Origin of the sequence: Escherichia sp. WS1265, from assembly GCF_046487585.1 — a bacterium.
In the GTDB taxonomy this organism is placed as follows: domain Bacteria; phylum Pseudomonadota; class Gammaproteobacteria; order Enterobacterales; family Enterobacteriaceae; genus Escherichia; species Escherichia coli.
On sequence record NZ_JBJQJE010000020.1, the window covers coordinates 30,896 to 48,934 of the forward strand.

21 protein-coding genes are annotated in these 18,039 nt (G+C 46.2%); 20 read left to right on the forward strand and 1 reads right to left on the reverse strand.

The features are described 5' to 3' along the window. Positions 1-78: 78 nt before the first annotated feature. The 6 genes from ACJHX3_RS18550 (at position 79) to ACJHX3_RS18575 (ending at position 2,724) form a co-directional block, all read left to right on the forward strand. Positions 79-279 (forward strand): hypothetical protein, encoded by a 201-nt coding sequence (locus ACJHX3_RS18550; protein WP_021533191.1) that lies wholly within the window; start codon positions 79-81, stop codon positions 277-279. Between the two features lie 3 nt (positions 280-282). Next, entirely contained in the window at positions 283-1,113 is an 831-nt protein-coding gene (locus tag ACJHX3_RS18555) for an SPFH domain-containing protein (RefSeq protein ID WP_000715581.1), read from the forward strand. A 91-nt stretch (positions 1,114-1,204) separates the two neighbouring features. Continuing rightward, positions 1,205-1,630, forward strand: coding sequence for a hypothetical protein (locus ACJHX3_RS18560; RefSeq protein ID WP_042063064.1), 426 nt, complete (start codon positions 1,205-1,207; stop codon positions 1,628-1,630). 55 nt (positions 1,631-1,685) lie between these two features. Further along, complete coding sequence (locus tag ACJHX3_RS18565) at positions 1,686-1,961, forward strand: hypothetical protein (protein WP_042063062.1); 276 nt, start codon at positions 1,686-1,688, stop codon at positions 1,959-1,961. A 215-nt stretch (positions 1,962-2,176) separates the two neighbouring features. Next, the gene (locus tag ACJHX3_RS18570) at positions 2,177-2,512 is read left to right on the forward strand and encodes a hypothetical protein (protein ID WP_094307997.1); all 336 of its coding nucleotides are present in this window, start codon (positions 2,177-2,179) and stop codon (positions 2,510-2,512) included. Next, on the forward strand, positions 2,512-2,724 hold the full coding sequence (locus ACJHX3_RS18575; protein ID WP_001229345.1) for a hypothetical protein: 213 nt from the start codon (positions 2,512-2,514) through the stop codon (positions 2,722-2,724). The genes ACJHX3_RS18570 and ACJHX3_RS18575 overlap by 1 nt, the downstream gene beginning before the upstream one ends. A gap of 579 nt (positions 2,725-3,303) precedes the next feature. Here the strand turns inward: ACJHX3_RS18575 and ACJHX3_RS18580 are convergent. After that, positions 3,304-4,518, reverse strand: a complete 1,215-nt coding sequence (locus ACJHX3_RS18580) for a RepB family plasmid replication initiator protein (protein WP_162535819.1) — start codon at positions 4,516-4,518, stop codon at positions 3,304-3,306. A 201-nt stretch (positions 4,519-4,719) separates the two neighbouring features. Here ACJHX3_RS18580 and ACJHX3_RS18585 point away from each other — a divergent pair, with 201 nt between their 5' ends. From ACJHX3_RS18585 to ACJHX3_RS18650, 14 genes are all read left to right on the forward strand, one after another. Further along, positions 4,720-5,364: a hypothetical protein gene (locus ACJHX3_RS18585; RefSeq protein ID WP_042063059.1), complete on the forward strand. Its 645-nt coding sequence runs from the start codon at positions 4,720-4,722 to the stop codon at positions 5,362-5,364. A 254-nt stretch (positions 5,365-5,618) separates the two neighbouring features. Then, complete coding sequence (locus ACJHX3_RS18590; RefSeq protein WP_000174803.1) at positions 5,619-6,704, forward strand: exonuclease SbcCD subunit D; 1,086 nt, start codon at positions 5,619-5,621, stop codon at positions 6,702-6,704. After that, on the forward strand, positions 6,659-6,937 hold the full coding sequence (locus ACJHX3_RS18595; RefSeq protein ID WP_001308884.1) for a hypothetical protein: 279 nt from the start codon (positions 6,659-6,661) through the stop codon (positions 6,935-6,937). Before ACJHX3_RS18590 ends, ACJHX3_RS18595 begins: the two co-directional genes overlap by 46 nt. Next, positions 6,934-8,850: an AAA family ATPase gene (locus tag ACJHX3_RS18600; protein WP_042063055.1), complete on the forward strand. Its 1,917-nt coding sequence runs from the start codon at positions 6,934-6,936 to the stop codon at positions 8,848-8,850. The genes ACJHX3_RS18595 and ACJHX3_RS18600 overlap by 4 nt, the downstream gene beginning before the upstream one ends. Then, a complete protein-coding gene (locus ACJHX3_RS18605; RefSeq protein ID WP_033803586.1) occupies positions 8,840-9,583 on the forward strand; it encodes a hypothetical protein in 744 nt (247 codons plus the stop codon). Before ACJHX3_RS18600 ends, ACJHX3_RS18605 begins: the two co-directional genes overlap by 11 nt. A gap of 9 nt (positions 9,584-9,592) precedes the next feature. Continuing rightward, positions 9,593-10,162, forward strand: a complete 570-nt coding sequence (locus tag ACJHX3_RS18610; RefSeq protein WP_085460900.1) for a hypothetical protein — start codon at positions 9,593-9,595, stop codon at positions 10,160-10,162. A 73-nt stretch (positions 10,163-10,235) separates the two neighbouring features. Then, complete coding sequence (gene nrdA / locus ACJHX3_RS18615) at positions 10,236-12,551, forward strand: class 1a ribonucleoside-diphosphate reductase subunit alpha (protein WP_042063053.1); 2,316 nt, start codon at positions 10,236-10,238, stop codon at positions 12,549-12,551. Between the two features lie 104 nt (positions 12,552-12,655). Then, on the forward strand, positions 12,656-13,798 hold the full coding sequence (gene nrdB, locus ACJHX3_RS18620) for a class Ia ribonucleoside-diphosphate reductase subunit beta (RefSeq protein ID WP_042063052.1): 1,143 nt from the start codon (positions 12,656-12,658) through the stop codon (positions 13,796-13,798). Between the two features lie 77 nt (positions 13,799-13,875). Next, positions 13,876-14,745, forward strand: coding sequence for a phosphoribosyl-ATP pyrophosphohydrolase (locus ACJHX3_RS18625; protein WP_042063049.1), 870 nt, complete (start codon positions 13,876-13,878; stop codon positions 14,743-14,745). 170 nt (positions 14,746-14,915) lie between these two features. After that, a complete protein-coding gene (locus ACJHX3_RS18630; protein WP_001308885.1) occupies positions 14,916-16,019 on the forward strand; it encodes a thymidylate synthase in 1,104 nt (367 codons plus the stop codon). 1 nt (position 16,020) lies between these two features. Further along, entirely contained in the window at positions 16,021-16,434 is a 414-nt protein-coding gene (locus tag ACJHX3_RS18635; protein WP_001308886.1) for a hypothetical protein, read from the forward strand. Next, positions 16,431-16,907 (forward strand): trimethoprim-resistant dihydrofolate reductase DfrA51, encoded by a 477-nt coding sequence (gene dfrA51, locus ACJHX3_RS18640; protein WP_000781810.1) that lies wholly within the window; start codon positions 16,431-16,433, stop codon positions 16,905-16,907. The genes ACJHX3_RS18635 and dfrA51 overlap by 4 nt, the downstream gene beginning before the upstream one ends. After that, positions 16,907-17,551, forward strand: a complete 645-nt coding sequence (locus tag ACJHX3_RS18645; protein WP_042063041.1) for an AAA family ATPase — start codon at positions 16,907-16,909, stop codon at positions 17,549-17,551. The genes dfrA51 and ACJHX3_RS18645 overlap by 1 nt, the downstream gene beginning before the upstream one ends. A gap of 61 nt (positions 17,552-17,612) precedes the next feature. Continuing rightward, positions 17,613-18,032 carry a hypothetical protein gene (locus ACJHX3_RS18650; protein WP_042063038.1) on the forward strand — a complete coding sequence of 140 codons (420 nt, stop codon included), beginning with the start codon at positions 17,613-17,615 and terminating at the stop codon, positions 18,030-18,032. Positions 18,033-18,039 lie beyond the last annotated feature (7 nt).

Genomic DNA, 18,039 nt, shown 5'->3' on the forward strand with positions numbered 1-18,039 from the left:
CAGGACGCCTTTTTTATTTCTTGAAAATATATAAGTGCTTACTTATCATTTTCACATAACAACCACATAGGAAAACACATGATCAAAATCTATCTATTGGCAGTAGCCACAGGCCTTTCAGTGGCTCTCATCTACGGATTACTGGTTCCGTCGCTGATTTCTACCAAGAGTGATTTAGCCGTCATGTTTGGAGTTATCGTTGGTTTTGGTGCTCCTGTAATCGGTCTTATTGCTGGTCGTAAGTTTATCAACTCATTAATCAAAGCAAAGGGGAAATAAGTAATGAAGAAAGGTTTACTTGCAGTTGCTCTGGCGGCTATTTGCACAATGGGTCTTACTGGCTGCGATCGCGTGGAGCCTGGATACGTTGGCATCAAAGTAAACAAATTAGGTGAAGACAAAGGGATTGGTGAAGTGGTTGGCGTTGGTCGCCAATGGACAGGTCTTAACACCGAACTTTACGTATTCCCGACCTTCAAACAAATGAAGACCTACGACGAGCCGTTCACATTCCAGATGAGTGACGGTACTGCTATTGGTCACAAAATTGGCGTTGCGTATCTGGTTAATCGTGACAAGGTAACGACGGTGTTCCAGACCTATCGCAAAGGCGTAGACGATATCACCGAATCAGATCTGCGTCAGAAAATTGCCGACTCTCTAAACCGTTTGGCCAGCCGTATGACCACTGACTCATTTATCGACGGTGGTAAGGCACAATTGCTGGACAACGCACTGAAAGATATTCAGAAAGAGATGTCTCCGGTTGGTATTGAGGTACTGAGCTTGTCATGGGTTGGAAAGCCTGATTACCCAAAAACCGTCATTGAATCTATTAACGCCAAAGTAACGGCTAACCAGCGTACTCTGCAACGTCAGCAGGAAGTTGAACAACGTAAAGCTGAGGCGAATATGCTGCGTGAACAGGCTAATGGTGAAGCTGATGCTATCCGTGCTCGTGCGCAAGCAGAAGCAGACGCCATTCGTCTGCGCGGTGAAGCTCTGCGTCAAAACCCGAACGTTATGGAGCTGGAAGCCATCAATAAATGGAATGGCCAGTTACCGCAGTACATGACTCAAGGGGCTAACACTCCTTTCATTACAGTGAAATAACTCCCCTTAAAAGTTCAGGCGTCCAGTTGGACGCCTTTTTTATCGCAATTATCCTATTAAGAAAACAACTTGTTTAAAGTGTTAAGAAAACATGACAGCTATTAAGAAACTCTACGATGCCGCAAACGTGGCTCTGGATGTTATTGATGATGAAGTAGCAAAAGGCTTTCCTGAACCTGATTGGGCGCATCAGCTGCGAAAAGCTATCGCCGAAATGAATCCACCAGATCCAACTCCCGACGAGACAGACTGGCAGCGATTCATCCGTATGTACGCTCAGGAAATAGGCCCAACGCCAACGGCAGAGCAGGCAATGCTGCTGAAATACTTCAAAGAGGCGGGAGAGGATTTACCAATTGATGACTCAGCATATTGGTTCCACTGCGCATGGCGTAAGTATGACGTGATATTCACACAAGGCATGGGAAGCAAAGATATGGTTGTGTGGCATCTACTCCATATAGACACAGCCGTTGACAGAGTTATTGAACAGTTTTTCCCTAAACAAGAAGATTGATCGCCTATTCATAACTAACAAAATAAGTAAACACTAACCACAAAAGGAAAAACACATGAGAGTTTTAGTTCGAATCGTTACCAGCACTGTCTATGACGTGTTTCCGGTTTTTATGGTCAAAGCCGATGGCCTTAACGACGAAGAAACTGACGCGCTGATCCAGCGTATTCTCGTTGAATATACAGGTCATGACGCTGATTCAGTGATGGTTGATGATGATGGTGTTTGTTGGCATAACGGCAACTGTTGGTACGTAGAAGAGACTCAACAAATCAGTGATGAAGATGCCGCACATCTTGAGCGTATTTTAAGCATCAGCACTTTTGAGTGAGTTTACAGTAAAATTTATATAAGTTAGTATCTACCTATCATGAAGATTTTTATTGAATACTTGTTACTCATCGTTTCAATAGCTTTTGTCATCGACTGCATTTTCACCGGTGTCATTCGTAAAGTCTTTTCCCCGGTGAACGACGTAGTCATAAACGCTTTGGCTATCGTGCTCGTATTTAATTCAGCATTTGATGTAATCAAAGAGGTGGCAGCATGAAGGCCATCCCATTCGCGCTGTTGTTCCTTTCTTCGATCGTTGTGGCCGACACCACTGTTTATCAGTGTGAAATGTCTGTAGCCGACGTTAAGAATGGCGCTCTTACCGACGTCATAAAAGCACCATATGGAGCGATGGTCGTAGACAGCGGCGACCAGTTCTATGTTGTGCGTGACGATCGAGTGTTGTCATCCCCATATCTCACAAACCGTAATGGCAAATTAACCGGCGTCGGAGAAGACCACTTCGTATACAACAAATACAAGGGCTTCTATGGCGTTCACGCTTCTCAGCAAAGCTACCTTTTCGATGACTGCAAGGAGGTTGAATAATGGCATTAACACTGGCAGGTCTGGAAATCGAGAAAACAAGCGGCTACTGGCGTGCTAAGGGTTTCAAGCAACCTGGCATTCTTGAGCGTCTGGAACGTGAAGATGGGTATATCGTCCACCAGCGGCGTGAATGGCGTATGTACGATCCAGAAACAGGAAAACTGACTACAAAAGCCGGAACACTTTGGGGTCTGTTAAAGAAAATACACTAAATGCAAACTGACTGCGGCACGTTCCGCAGTCATATTTCATAGTCGTCACCGCTGACAGCATACACAATCAACTACCGCTGATAGCATATCGAGAGTCTATCTCACCGCTCACAGCATACTTTACTCGATTTTTTACCGCTGACAGCATACTTAAGACATTGCATGAATAATGTGTACCGGTATGGGTATAACCAGAACAAAATTACCGCTGGCAGCATACGAAGGTCTGACATATACCATTAATTACCGCTGATAGCATATCCAAACAAAAATTCCTCAATAAAACACCGCTGACAGCATACGTTCTATCAGGGAGCAGCAGGCAATAAATGCCTTTCACTACAAGCAATCAGCGCAATAGCAATAGAATGTTAGTGAGCGCAAACCTATATGGAATGCACTCTTCGAGGTTAGTAACCACTGGGGAGGTATGACAGAGCATTGAGTGGTGATAGATGATTTACCGCTCACAGCATACGTTCATCTCACTATACCGCTGGTAGCATATCTTTAACCGTTCACAGCATACTTTTCAGAAAAATAGCCGCTGATAGCATACATTTCACCGCTGACAGCATATCAAAGCAGTTTGAGACTATTGGAAAGGATCTCAATCATCTTGATATTTTCAGGCGTCAAATTCTGCGAAAGCTCAGTTATCTTGTTGATAATGTTCTGTTTAGCATCAATTTCCCCGGCTTTCTCATCTGTTTTTTTGGGTTCGATGTCTTCAGGTTTTGGCGGTGCGACTTTAAGTTTTGGATTACGGCTGTGAATCTGGATATAGATCGACCGCCCTCGCTTAATCTCGCTGTATTCGAGATAGCCCAAATCTTGGAGAGCTTTTAAGCCGTTGCGTATAGTCTGATTCTGCGAGCTGACATTCCTGCTACTCAAATTGAGTCGCGCACGCAATCGAGCAAGCGACACCGGCGCAGGCTTGGTTGGAAGACTTTCGATGAAGGTGTACAGAGCCTGTGCTGTTTCTTTGCGTGGTAGCTTATTGATAACCTTTAACTGCAAAAGAACCTTATGGTCAAAGCGATATAGTTCGGCCAGCTTCGGTTCTGCATAGAACACCACCGTATCTTTCTGCTCGTTGTAGTCCACGCTATTGATGAGGTGCACCATCAGAAGCGAGATCTTGTTAGAGCCGTCGACGTTCTTTTCTTCATATGTTCTCTGGAAAGACAGAGTTGTACGCATGATCTTCAAAAGACTGTTTGTAAGCCGGTCGCGGAGTGTTTTGCGGATCTGTGACGATGGATAGCCACAAAACTTCGCAAATTTCGTGATGCTTAACTCGACACGACCGTTAGGTTCGCCGTATTCTGCCAGCGAACGCACAACGCCCACCCACGTTTTGAAATCATGATCCATGTCGAGACGAGGACCGGTTATCTTGATATCGGAATAGCCTTCAGAACGGGCTACTTCGAGCTGAACAAGCTCCTTTGAAGCATCGATCTCATTTGGCTTGTTACGCTTGCTGTATTTTGTCCCCTTGAGCGTGGGCACGAACAATCCCAGCCGCATCAACGCAATTGGTTGGACTGTATTGTTGCTATTAGGGACAAGTTCCCCTGTGTACAATTCAAGGGAACCTTCTTCAAAGTTGTCGAGATTATCTTCTACTTCTTTGTTATTTTTACCTTTTTTATTTTTTGTGGACATGTGGACACCTTTGTCATTCAACCGCTGACAGCATACTTGATTTGCCGCTGACAGAATACCAAAAACAGTTGGCAGCATACGGTGAACCGCTGACAGACTATCAATTACCGCTGACAGCATACATGAACATGGCTTCAGACCAGTCGTGGCGCGGCTTACAGCGATCGGGGATCTTATTTGATCTATACAAGGATCTATCTATGGATCTCTTTATTAGGATCTATCCTGTGGATATGTGAATAATTAAAACAGGCATTTACTACCTTCGGCGCACCTGGTGGGTTATCGTTGCCTCGGCTAACAATCACAGAAAAATGACATATGGATCTAAAACGCACGCGCTGGGTTCGTCGTCTTGAAGACGGCTCCTACACTATCGAATCAAATTCCAACCTGAATAAGCAGAAGTTGCTTTGTGACATCTGCGGTATAGCGGCGAAGTGCCCGATCTACGAAACCAGAATTAAACTTGATAAGGCTGGTGTGAATTTTCATTTAAACAGTTGCATCAGGTACGTTCCATTACTCGCATTTCGTAAACCGATCATCGGATTGGATGCCCCCTACTTCAACACACTCCGTTCAGGTGTGACGTGGCGAGATCGTTTATCACCAGACAAGCTGATTTGCCTCGTATCCGCAGACACAGGAAAAATCATCCGTTTTGGGAAAGTAGACAAGGTTTACTCAGGCCCAGTAGACGAAATGTTGCGGAAACACAGCCGGTTTAATCATCTCTGTATGGGTGGTGAGAAAATCGAGAAGGTAGAAGAAGTGATCCGCAAATCCTACGGACACTTTCTGACCAAAGATAGCCTGCTCACCGCAATCTACATCAGACATGTAAAACGTGAGTTCGACCTCGAATACCACAGTGAAGAAGAACTTAACCTTGTTGACCCACGTCCAAAAGCTGGCGTCATAAGCATAAACGCAGCGCGTAAAAAGACCACTGACGCGCTGTAACCCTCCAGATCGCATATTGGCGTAGATAGAATCTACGCCTCCTCAAAATCGCTCTCATTTCGTTCTACAGTGACGTTGTCTTATTTTTAGCCATATAGACAAGCAACTTCACGCCAAAATAAATAGGTATATACTTACTTATAAATTTTGTATATTAAGGCACTCGTTTCATTCCTAACATACCGTTATGCATAGTTGTTTACCTCCTCATTGCTCTTAGAATTTGTATCAAAATAACCACAAAGGAAAAATACATGACTTTGCCATACGGCGTCATTTCTGACTGCCACTACCACAAATGGGATGCGTTCTCCACGACGAACGCTGAGGGGCTTAACTCCAGACTTGAAATACAGTTGGAAGCAACGAAAGAAGCAGCCATCGCCATGAAGAAGGCCGGTTGTAAGTACATGTTGGTTGCCGGTGATACATTTCACGTCCGAGGAACTGTGTCCCCTTCTGTTTTGCATTACGTAACTGAAACGTACAAGTGGATTATCAACGAGCTTGATCTGACAGTAGTAATGCTGGCCGGTAATCACGATCTTGAAACCAACGATTCAGTATATAGCGCCAACGCAGCAGCATCGCTGAGTTCTATCGGCGTGGTAATCGTATGTGGCAAGCGCCCACACTCAATAAAAATTGGTGATGTGACTGTCCACCTGATTAGCTGGCGTAACAATCATGCGGAGCTTATCAGCGATCTGAAAGCATTACGTAAGAGCGTAGAAGGTGATAACCATGACGTTGTTATCCATACATCCATTAACAAAGCCATTCCAACAATGCCTGACGTCGGTATCGATGCGCAGGAGTTAAAGGATATCGGCTTTCGTCTCGTGCTTAGTGGGCATTACCACAACCACAAAGAGGTCATTCCTGGAGTTATCAGTGTCGGTGCACTGACTCATCAAAATTGGGGAGATGTTGGATCTCTGGCTGGCTACATGATCGTAAACCCGGACGGCAGTTTCAGTCACTACGAAACCAGTGCGCCTAAATTCATTAACCTGGAAGATGATGTTGCTGATGACCAAATTCGCGGCAACTACGTGCGTTTCCGCGCCGTAATTGAGAACGATGAAGAAGGCATTAAGTACCAGAACATCCTCAAAACAATGGGTGCAAAAGGTGTCGTGTGCAACTTCATCCGTAAGTCATCAATGATGGAAGGGACAGCCAGCACAACTGAAACCAGCAAAATCGATAGCCTGGGAGAGTCGGTATCTGCTTATTGCAAGATTGTCCACGATACTGACGGCGGATTTGATCTGAGCAAATTGGATATTTTGTGTCAGGAAATCCTCACCGAAGCGGAGAGTTCGGAGGCTGTGTGAAGCAAAGTCGTTATGGGAGCTTTCGAGACTTTGCCATCACGATGAAAAGACTTGAACGAGGCCAGACGGTGATGTTTCACAAGCCCTACCCCCCACAAGGAAATCCCGTAGCGTTTTATCTTGGAAGGTTAACAAGAAAAGGCGTATTGAGGCGCAGATCCTTCCCGGCGCATACGGAGTTCAGATTGAAAGAAGGCCAAAAGCTAACACACGGTATCAGAGGTGTTATATGAAGTTTTTAAAGCTCCAGGTTGAGAATTTTATGGCTATCGCCAGCGCGGAGGTCGAGTTAGATCAGCGTGGTTTAGTGCTCATTCAGGGTGTTAATAGTGATGATAGTTCCGCATCAAGTAATGGCTCTGGAAAGTCAACTCTAATGAATAGCCTGATGTGGTGTCTTTATGGCGAAACAGCTCATGGTGTGAAGGGTGACGATGTGTTGTCTACCGACCATGAAAAGAACTGTCGTGTTGCAGTAACCATCGAGGATGAAGGCAAGAGATACGCAATCATTCGTCACCGTAAACACAAAGAGTTCAAAAATCGTCTTATCGTTCGTGGTGAAGATGGCGATATGACGAAAGGCAAAGATGCGCTGACGCAGGAGTTCGTCGAGCGTCTGATCGGTGCATCTAAAGAGGTTTTCATGGCTTCCATCTATGCGAGCCAAGAAGCTATGCCAGATTTACCTGGAATGTCCGACAAAAACCTCAAAACCATCGTAGAAGAAGCCGCTGGCGTTGACAGACTGACACGCGCCTACGCTATTGCTCGTGAGCGAGCTAATGCAGCTGCCGCACGTATGGATGTGGTTAAAACCAAATTGGAGTCGACAATCTCGACCATTGAGGCAACACAGTCAGAAATTGAGTCAGCGAAAGCCTCCTCTGAATCATGGGAGCAAGAGCGTTCTAAACGTTATGACGATGCCCAGGCTGGGCTGGCCAGTGCCGAAGTTGAGTTAACGGAAGTTGAACTTGAGATCCGCACTCTTCCCGAACAGATACGTGATACCGAGAAGGCAATCGAAAGGGAGCGCAAAAAGTTAGCCTCAAAAGAAGAACATGACGCCAAGTTGCTCAAAGTTCGTGGTGCGATAACTGATATTCGGGCAAGCATCAAAGCTACAGAAAATAGTCAGGCTGATGCAATGAACCGCGCGCGTAATTTTAAGACCAAAGCAGAAGAGGTTGGTACTAAAGTGGGATCACCATGCCCTACTTGTGGCAAAGCCTACTGCGAAGAAGATCTATCAACGGTGAAGGAGAATTTCATTGAACAAGCACGTCAGGAAATTGGTCAGGCGAAGACACTTGCAGAGGCAATGGCTAAACACAAAACGAATCTTGAGAAAGCGTTAAGCATTGAGTCTGCCCTTGTTAAAACGACACCTGATGTAACTGCTATCATTGCCCGGATTGAAGAGCTTACGAAACAACTCTCATCTTTGCGTCATCGTGAGAAGGAGGTTGTTGCTATTGAGTCTCTTGTGACTCGTGCTCGCACTGAGGTCGATCGTATATCAAAAGAGATTAATCCGTTTATTGCTCTTATCGCCAGACACGAAGATAACCTGGTATCCAGTAAGTCTACCTTCAAGTCCTTAAAAGATGAGTTGAAGGCTATTCAGGAACAAACGTTGCTATTGGAAAAAGCTCGTCAGGTCTACTCTCCTGCCGGGGTGCGTTCTCATATTTTGACGTCTGTTACGCCTTTCCTGAATACACGCACAGCCGAATATCTCAATACGTTGTCTGACGGGAACATTACTGCTGAGTGGTCGACGATGGATGTCACTAAAAAAGGTGAGTATCGCGACAAATTCAACATTAGTGTGCAGAAGAAAGGTTCAAGTAAGTCGTTCCAAACCCTCTCTGGTGGTGAGAAGCGGAAGGTTCGCATTGCGTGTTCTTTGGCATTGCAGGATCTGGTTAGTAACCGGGCGAGTAAAAACATCGATTTGTTTATCGGCGACGAAATTGACGATGCACTCGATACAGCCGGTCTTGAACGCCTCATGGGTATTCTGGAGTCCAAAGCTCGCGAGCGAGGTACTGTGCTGATTATCTCCCATAAAGAGATGAAGTCATGGTTCCGGGAAACTATTACGCTGGAAGTTAAAGAGGGGCGCAGCTATGTCGTTTAAATTAAGCCGCTCGCAGTTTTTGCAGGTATTTGCAGTGATGCAGTCGATAAAACTGATCAATGGGCATACTTCCAATGGTGCGGCTCCACGTATTCTGTGGGGCAGCAACAATATTGACGGAGTACAATTCGCCGCGTTGCTTGGTCTAATATCCGAGACACCATTGATGCAAAGTTTGAAATCACTACCACCTGGATGTATTGCGCCGATCCTGATTAATCCTTTTGTTGAGGGGGGGTATCTTCCCAACGTCGGGCCTGGGTTTATTGCATCCCATGAAACTGAAGATCTTAACATTAATAGCGAAGGGTTCTTTGGGGGAATGGGTGCGCATCACTGTATGGCTTTCACGAACCTTATTCGACTTGCCAATAAGCGGGTGGATAGTTTGGCATCGCCAGGTGATGCTTTTACTGGTTTCCTTATCCAAAGGAGGGATAAAAAGTACAGTGCGGACAAACTACAGTTTGTTGGTAAGTATGGGGAAATGGTGGAAATCGAACTTCAGCTCCCTCATGTTTTAGCAAACGATAGTGCAGACAGTCGGAGGCTGTTGGGCATCATGCGTCATTTCATAGCAAGTGGCGTTAAACATGCCGTAGATAAACGTGTCACGCAGGAAAATGAGTATTCAGACTTTGCAAACTATCCCCAACCAACGTTGCAAACGGCAATAGTAACCAATTCGTTGGAGGCGAGATTATTGGAAAACCCTATATGGGGAACATGGTAAGGAGACTATATGAGTAAAAAAATCAGCGTAGTTGGTGTTGATCCCTCAATGAGCAACTTTGGGCTTGCTGTGGGCACTTTAGACCTTGAAACGGACGAACTTGAGATTCACGGCCTTACTCTTGTTGAGACTAAAGCGGGGAGTAACAAAAAGACCGTTCGTGTGAACAGTGACGATCTGCGCCGTGCCAGTGAAATATGGCGTGTTGCGAAGCCAATCATTGATAAGGCAAATATGGTTTTTTGTGAGCTACCGGTTGGGAGCCAAAACTCTCGTTCGCAGACGTCTTACGGTATTTGCATCGGTGTACTTGCGTGCGTAGATAAGCCATTGATCCAGGTTACTCCAAACGAAATTAAACATTTTATCGGCAATAAACTTACAACATCGAAAGAAGAGATTATCCAGTGGGCTACGAAAAAACACCCTAAAGCACCGTGGCTGCGTCGTAAGCAATCTGGACAGGATGTTCTCGTGAACAAAAACGAACATTTGGCTGATGCGGTGGCTGCCATCCATACCGGTATGCAAACAGATCAGTTTCGCCAGGTGCGCGATGTTCTCAAGTCTCTCATTTGATCTCATTGATAGGTAAGTGCTTATCTATTAATATGGGCCACTAAATATAGTGGCCCTCTTTATTTGGTGATACATGATAAGCATCGTAAAACGTAACGGCCAAACAGAGCCGTTATCCGAAGATAAATACAACCGCGTCGTAATGTATGGCGTAGAAGACATTCGTGGCGTAAGCGCATCCGCTGTAGCAATGGGAGCTGCGGCCAGCATTTTTGATGGGATTACCACCAGCCAGTTGCATGAGGCTTTGGTTAAATCTGCCGCTGATTTGATCTCACCAGAAGCACCAAATTACTCACAGGTGGCTGCCCGCCTGAACATTTTTAAAATCCGCAAAGATGCCTTCGGTCGTTACGACTATCCGAACTTCTACCAACACATTGTCAAGAACGTTAACAAGGGCGTTTATGACAAGGATTTGCTGACACATTATTCATTTGAAGAGATCGAAGAACTCGGCAATTACATTAAGCCTAAACGTGACGATCTTTTTGGCTATGCAGCTACGGTGCAATTGCAAAGCAAATACCTCGTTCAAAACCGCGTTACTGGTGAGATTCATGAGGGGCCGCAACATATCTATATGCTGGTAGGCATGTGTCTGTTCCAGAATTGGGAAGACGACTGCGCTGGCAAAACACGTATGGAGATGGTCAAAGGTTTCTATGACGTTACAAGTACGTTCAAACTGTCTCTGCCCACACCAATCATGGCCGGCGTCCGTACTCCAACCCGTCAGTTCTCCAGTTGTGTGCTGATTGAGTCTGGCGATAGTCTGAAAGGGATTAGTGCAGCTTCAGCCGCAATTATCGACTACGTTTCACGTCGTGCTGGAATTGGTATTGGTTTTGGCCGTATCCGTGCGCTGGGCAGCGAGATCCGCAATGGTGAAGCCACCCATACCGGAGTTATTCCATTCCTGAAGCATTTCCAGACGGCTGTTAAATCTTGTTCGCAAGGTGGTGTTCGTGGTGGCGCAGCAACAGCGTTTTACCCGATCTGGCATCTTGAAGTTGAAAGTCTGCTGGTGGTGAAAAATAACCGTGGTATTGATGAAAACCGCGTTCGCCATCTTGATTACGGCGTCATGAGTAACCGTCTAATGTACCGTCGACTCGTCAGAAGCGAGAACATCACTCTGTTCAGCCCGCGTGATGTGCCTGATATGTACGAAGCCTTCTTCACAGACCAGGATCTGTTTGAAAAGCTGTACCATAAATACGAAGCCGATGATTCAATTCGCAAGAAGTCAGTACCTGCCATTGAGCTGTTCTCATCTCTGATGCAGGAACGAGCGTCCACGGGCCGAATTTATATTGCGAACGTCGATCATATTAACGAGCATGGCGCTTTCATTCCTGCTCTTGCACCTGTTCGCCAGTCAAACCTGTGCATGGAGATCACTCTACCCACTCGTCCACTGGCATTTACCGACGACCCGAACGGTGAGATCGCGCTTTGCACTTTATCCGCTTTTAACCTCGGAGCCATCCGTTCACTGGAGTCTCTTAAAGAGGTGGCGTTCTATGCCGTTGCTGCACTGGATTCGTTACTGGATTATCAAGACTATCCGATGGAGGCAGCCGAAGTGCCAGCCAAAGCTCGCCGTAGCCTGGGAATCGGTGTAACCAACTTTGCTTATTACCTGGCAAAGAATGGCGTTCGTTATTCTGATACCGCTGGCAATAAACTGGTGCATGAAACGTTCGAAGCTATCCAGTATTACCTTCTTGATGCCAGCTGCCGACTTGCTGAAGCAAAAGGTGAGTGTGACTGGTTTGAGCAGACCAAGTACGCAATTGGTCAGTTGCCGATCGACCATTATCGTTCTTCATTAGACGAAAGTGGCGAAACCAACTTTGAGTTAAAGATGCCGTGGGAAGAACTGCGTGAACGTATTGCAAAATACGGTCTTCGCAACTCCACACTGACGGCACAAATGCCATGCGAGACTTCCAGCCAGATCACTAATTCCACCAACGGCATCGAACCGCCTCGTGGCCCGGTGTCGGTGAAATCTTCTAAGGACGGCATCGTTAAGATGGTCGTGCCTGAGTTTGAAAAACTGAAGGAACAGTATGAATACCTGTGGGATATGCCGGACAACCGCGGCTATCTGACAAAGGTGGCGATCATCCAGAAGTTCTTTGACCAGGCTATTTCAGCCAATACCAACTATGACCCTTCTCGCTTTGAAGGCGATAAAGTCCCAATGATGACGCTACTGTCAGATTTGCTTCTCGCCTACAAGATGGGAGTTAAAACGCTTTACTACCACAACACCAGAGATGGGGCAGGAAAGCGTGATGACGACGAACCGCAGAATCCAATGACGCAAGCTGTAGCCGTCGAGCCAGAAGATGAGTGCGACGGAGCCTGCAAAATCTGACATATGGTGGGGTGTATCCCACCTTCTCTTTGATTTGTAAGCCTTGTTTAAACAAATAAGATAACAACTTGTTTAAACACATCAAAAAGCAAAAGGAAAAACACATGTCATATTCAACGTTCCGTTTGGGTGCTAATGATGCAACCAAAGAGCCTATGTTCCTCGGACAATCTGTCAACGTGGCACGTTACGATCAGCAAAAATACCGTGATTTTGAAAAGTTGATTGAACGTCAATTGTCTTTCTTCTGGCGGCCGGAAGAAGTTGATATTTCGAGCGATCGTATCGACTTCAACACGAAGCTGCGGGACCACGAACGTCACATTTTTCTGAGCAATCTCCGTTATCAAACGTTACTCGACTCAGTTCAGGGACGTAGCCCAAATGCAACGCTGCTGCCGCTTATCTCTATTCCTGAACTGGAAACGTGGGTTGAAACATGGTCTTTCTCTGAGACTATCCATAGCCGCAGCTACACCCACATTATTCGTGGCATGGTGGACGATCCGAGCATTGTTTTTGACGGTATTGTTACGGATGAAGAAATCATCAACCGAGCGATCAGTATCTCTGCTGAATATGACAGGCTTTATGGGATGACCTGCGAGCGCCAGTCGTTAGGTGAGAAAGAGTTTGAACGTCTGTACGTAAATGAATATGGCTGGGAGCCATACCCTTTGCACCGTCAGCTTTTCCGCACGTTGGTGTCCATTAATGCGCTTGAGGCGATCCGTTTCTATGTAAGTTTTGCATGTACGTTTGCCTTTGGCGAACGGAAGTTGCTTGAGGGTAACACCAAAATTATGCGCTTTATTGCTCGTGATGAAGCTCTGCATTGCGAAGGAACTGAACGCATGATCCGCTTCATGCGTACCGGTCGCGAAGGTTTATTGTGGAAAGAGATTGCTGCTGATGAAGAAAGCGTCATTTACGACACCATGAAATCAGTCGCCGAACAAGAAATGAACTGGGCAGACTATCTCTTCAAAGACGGTTCGATGATTGGTTTAAACGCGGATATTCTGAAGACCTATGTAAAATACCGAACCAATCTGGCTATGAATCGTCTTGGCCTGAAGGCTTTATTTCCAGAAGTTACCACAGATCCGCTGGTCTGGATGAACAAGTGGTTGTTAACCGACACACTGCAAATTGCACCACAAGAGGCAGAGCAAAGCACATATCTGGTAGGTCAGATCGATTCTACCGTGGATAAGGCTTCTCTAAGCCAGTTTGCAGACCTGTAAACCGATACAAAGCATTATGTGGCCTGGCAACGCTGGGCCACAATGGATCACAAGAATTAAGAAGGAACAAAACTAGCATGAACTTTACCAAACTGACTGACCACCTGAAACTTGCCACCGAGCGACTCATTGGATTTAAGCCAGAACCATATGAGTTGCATGAAGGTCATGGTGTAGCTACTGAAAGTATTTACAAGATGGTCGATCAGTTTCATGAACTCTTCCAGCATCCGAGACGCGTTATGCCGACACCAGAGCTGCTTCGTCTCCGTGCAAGCCTGATTCATGAAGAAGCTGTAGTGGAAGGTATTCCAGCCGCAATGAATGGGGATATTGAGCAACTGCTGGATGCAATGGCCGACTTTTTATACGTTGGTGTTGGTACGATGGTCGCCATCAAAGGTGGTATTTCTACCGGCATGACCTATTACACGCAGGAACAGAGCATTGATCGCTTTATTCAGACAATTTTTGTGCCCGGTAACACTGTTTTCGATGATATGGCAATGCCATTTCAGGAAGCTCGTGAGGCGTCATGTATGCTCGAAGAGCTGGCAGATAAACTTGAGAACAAGACTGTTAAGGATTCTGAGCTGATTCAGGAACTGCGCCGTGTCATGAACAAAATCTATGTGGCGTGCATGATGACCTATCGACTGGCTGATTTCCTCGGCATCAATGTAGTCGAGCTGGTTGGCGAAATTCATCGGTCTAACATGACAAAATTATGGCCTGCTGATGTCGAGGAACGTCGCCAGGCTGTGGCCAACTGCAAATACGACTCTTCAGACCTGGGATTTCGCCATGCTGATGGTACCGATAAGATGATCGGTTTTCGAATTTCCGATGGAAAGATTCTGAAGTCTCCAACCTATAGTGATGTCGATTTATCCTCCTTTGTTGAGCAAGCTAAAGCCTCAGCAATGTACGGAATGATCAAAAAATAATTGTAGGTAGTTATCTATCTATGTATATTGTGTTGGCGCGTTAAATTCCTGAAGCAACTATTCGTTTTTGGTGGCCATAGGCCACCATTTTTTATCTATCTGGCCTTGTTCCCTCAATAAATGTAAACTCACTTAATGAATAAGTGATTACTTATCTTTGTGAGGTTTTTGTGTCACTCCTTTTGAATCGTGAGCATACGAACGGTCAGGTAACAAACGCATCGTATGCAAAAGTTATTGAGACGGTGCTTAAAAGCGGCGTGCAGGCTGATGATCGCACAGGCACTGGTACTTTAAGCACCTGCTACGTTCCCTCTTACTACATGCTTACTGGTGGGACTGTGCCGCTTATTTCTGGAAAGGCGGTAAATCTTAAGCCACTGCTTGTCGAACTTGAGTGGTATCTGAAAGGCACGGGCAACATCCAATTTCTCAAGGATAACGGCGTTAAGATTTGGGATGCATGGGCCGATGAGAATGGCGATTTGGGGCCGGTTTACGGTAAGCAGTGGCGTCGATGGGAAGATACCCGCATCGTGAGCCATAGTGAATATCTGAGCAAGATCGCTACTTTCCGTGAACGCGGGTACAAAGTCGAGGGATACCTGGGTATCAGTGAAGATCGCGTAGTGCTGTCCCGTGAAATCGATCAGCTACAGCGTATTGTCGATACACTGCGCACGAACCCTACCGATCGTCGCATCATGCTTAACGCATGGAACGTAGGCGAGCTTGAGGATATGAAACTGCCACCTTGCCACTTTGTCTTCTCTTTGTGGAGTCGTGAGCTGGATTTTGAAACCCGTTTAACGATGGCAACTGACATTGGTCTTCAACACAGTCGCCTCGGTTACGAGTCTATCTACACCAAGATGCTATACGATCTGGAGATGGACGGCAGTGTTACTGAAGCTGAACTGGATGAACTTGGAATCCCCAAACGCATCCTCAACTCCTGCCTCGTACAGCGTAGCGTAGACACTTTTGTTGGTATGCCATTCAATATTGCTGGCTATGGCATTCTCACTCATTTTCTCGCGAAGATTACGGGTCACATGGCCGGTGCATTTGTGCATTTTGGCTTTGACGTGCATTTGTACAACAACCACATGGAAGGTGTGTGTGAGCTAATGAAACGACAGGCTCCAGAGCATTCAGATCCGGTCGTTATTTTCCCTCATGAATGGTCAGAGTTGGATGATTTCAAATGGGACGAGGTTTTAATTCTTGGCTATGACCCTCTACCGTGGATCAAGGTTCCAGTGGCGGTGTGATATGGCAAGAGGTATGTATGTCTTATGCGAAATTGAAGGTGTGCTGGCAAATGCCAGCCATCGTAAATCAGTATCTGACGCGGATGCAGGCCAGCTCATTGCCGGTGATGAACTCATTTTCCCCACCAGCCGTATGTTGCGTGGTTTTGCTCGCTCAGGGGCTGAAGTGGTGCTTATCAGTAGCCGCTCTGAAACTCTTGAAGCGCCAACTAAACGATGGCTGAAAGATTTTGGCGTTGATTATGACTGGCTTCATCTCGTACCGAATGGCACCAGTTATGAGAAGCATATTAAGCGCACATTAGCGGAGCATAAAGGCGATCTGCTTATCGCTGCGCTGGTGCACGATCCTCGACTCCGTGCCGCCTTAGCTGACTCTCATCATAGACCGGTCATCTATGAGGTGAGCAAATGAAGATGATAGCTGCTGTTGGCCGTAACTATGAGATCGGCATAGCGAACGAACTGCCCTGGCGTTGTTCTACCGATCTGAAGCTATTTAAGAGACTCACCAAAAACGCCACTGTCGTTATGGGGCGTAAAACGATGGAAAGTCTCAAACGCCCTCTTCCAGAGCGTCATAACCTCGTTTTGACGCGCTCTCATGGCTTTGTACCAAATGGATTCTACCCTGCTGGTGTGGATGATGTGTTGCGATTACCAGAGCCTGTGTGGGTGATTGGCGGGGAACAAATTTACTCGCTATTCATGCCGCATGTTGAAGAGATTTGGCTCTCCCACATCGGCGTTGATGTGCCAAACGCCGATGCATTCTTCCCGGCAAGCATGATGCGTAATTTAGGCTTTGTGCCTGTTGAAACAGCTTATACCCAACGAGCCAGCGAGGAAGAGCCTGGCTTTTCGCAGATCGTATACAGAAGGTCGTAATGGATTACCGGATTGGGATCACTGGTGCTCAGGGCAGTGGGAAAACAACCCTGGCAAAATATATCGACAAACATTACGGAATCCCTTACGTGGATGCTGGTGTCGGAAGTTTGATGAGCCGACTCGGTGTTCGAGTAGGTGAGTCTATGTCTCTATATGAGCGGCTTCAGATTCAAATGGAAATAGCAAAGCATATAGAGCTACTTACGCGTGGTGTTGAAGGCTTTGTTATCGATCGCACACCTGCTGATGTTATGGCCTACACGTTGGATTTGGTCGGCCATACCAATGAAGATCGATGTATTGAGTTAGCCCTCGATATCGAAAAGTTTTGCCACAAAACTGCTATTTCAAACTTTAACGCCATTGCTGGCCTACGCCCGGGAGTCGCTCTCTCAGAGCGAGATTACTTGCGATCACAACGAGCATCATTAGACCGTCTGTATGTCGCTCGTATTGATGCGTTGATGTGCGGGGAACTGACAAAAATTCACCTGCATCCGCAAAGGGGGGATCTGCAAACCTTCGTCGTTTCCAACCGATATCGCACGGTTGAAGCAAGAGCCAGATCAGTGATGAGAATGCTAGATAACGCTGTAGAAAAGATAGAAAACCGGTTCTGTGGCCGAGTGACCGTTCATTAGAAATTGTTCGCCTCTTCGACATTGCGACAATAAAACTCTCAAAATGGGTTAAGGATAAAAAATGTTTAGTGAAATGTTGCTTGAAGATGAACTGGATCGGAAAACAACAGAGGCTTTGATTCGTGTAGCGGACGAACATTCCCGGTCGCTTATGAGCGATCGAGAGGCTCGTCTGGCTATTCGTGCCATATTCGAAACTGCGCAGGGGCTTGTTGGTACACAAGTGGGTGAAGCCATTAACATCGCCATGTCTCAGTTCAGTGAAGACAGTAAAAAGCCTCTGTTTCCTATGCATTTGATGCTGGCTGGTGGCACGGTGCTTTATATCTCTGTTTGTCTGGATAGCAACCAAATCAATATTCTCAATACTGCGTCAGGTAAGTGGAAAGATCCGATTGTCTGTGAAACCAGTGAAGAAACTTTGAAAAAAGCGGCTCAATTTGTACGTAGTGCACTACTCAAGGGCGCTAAGAAGTTGTAAGGAGTAG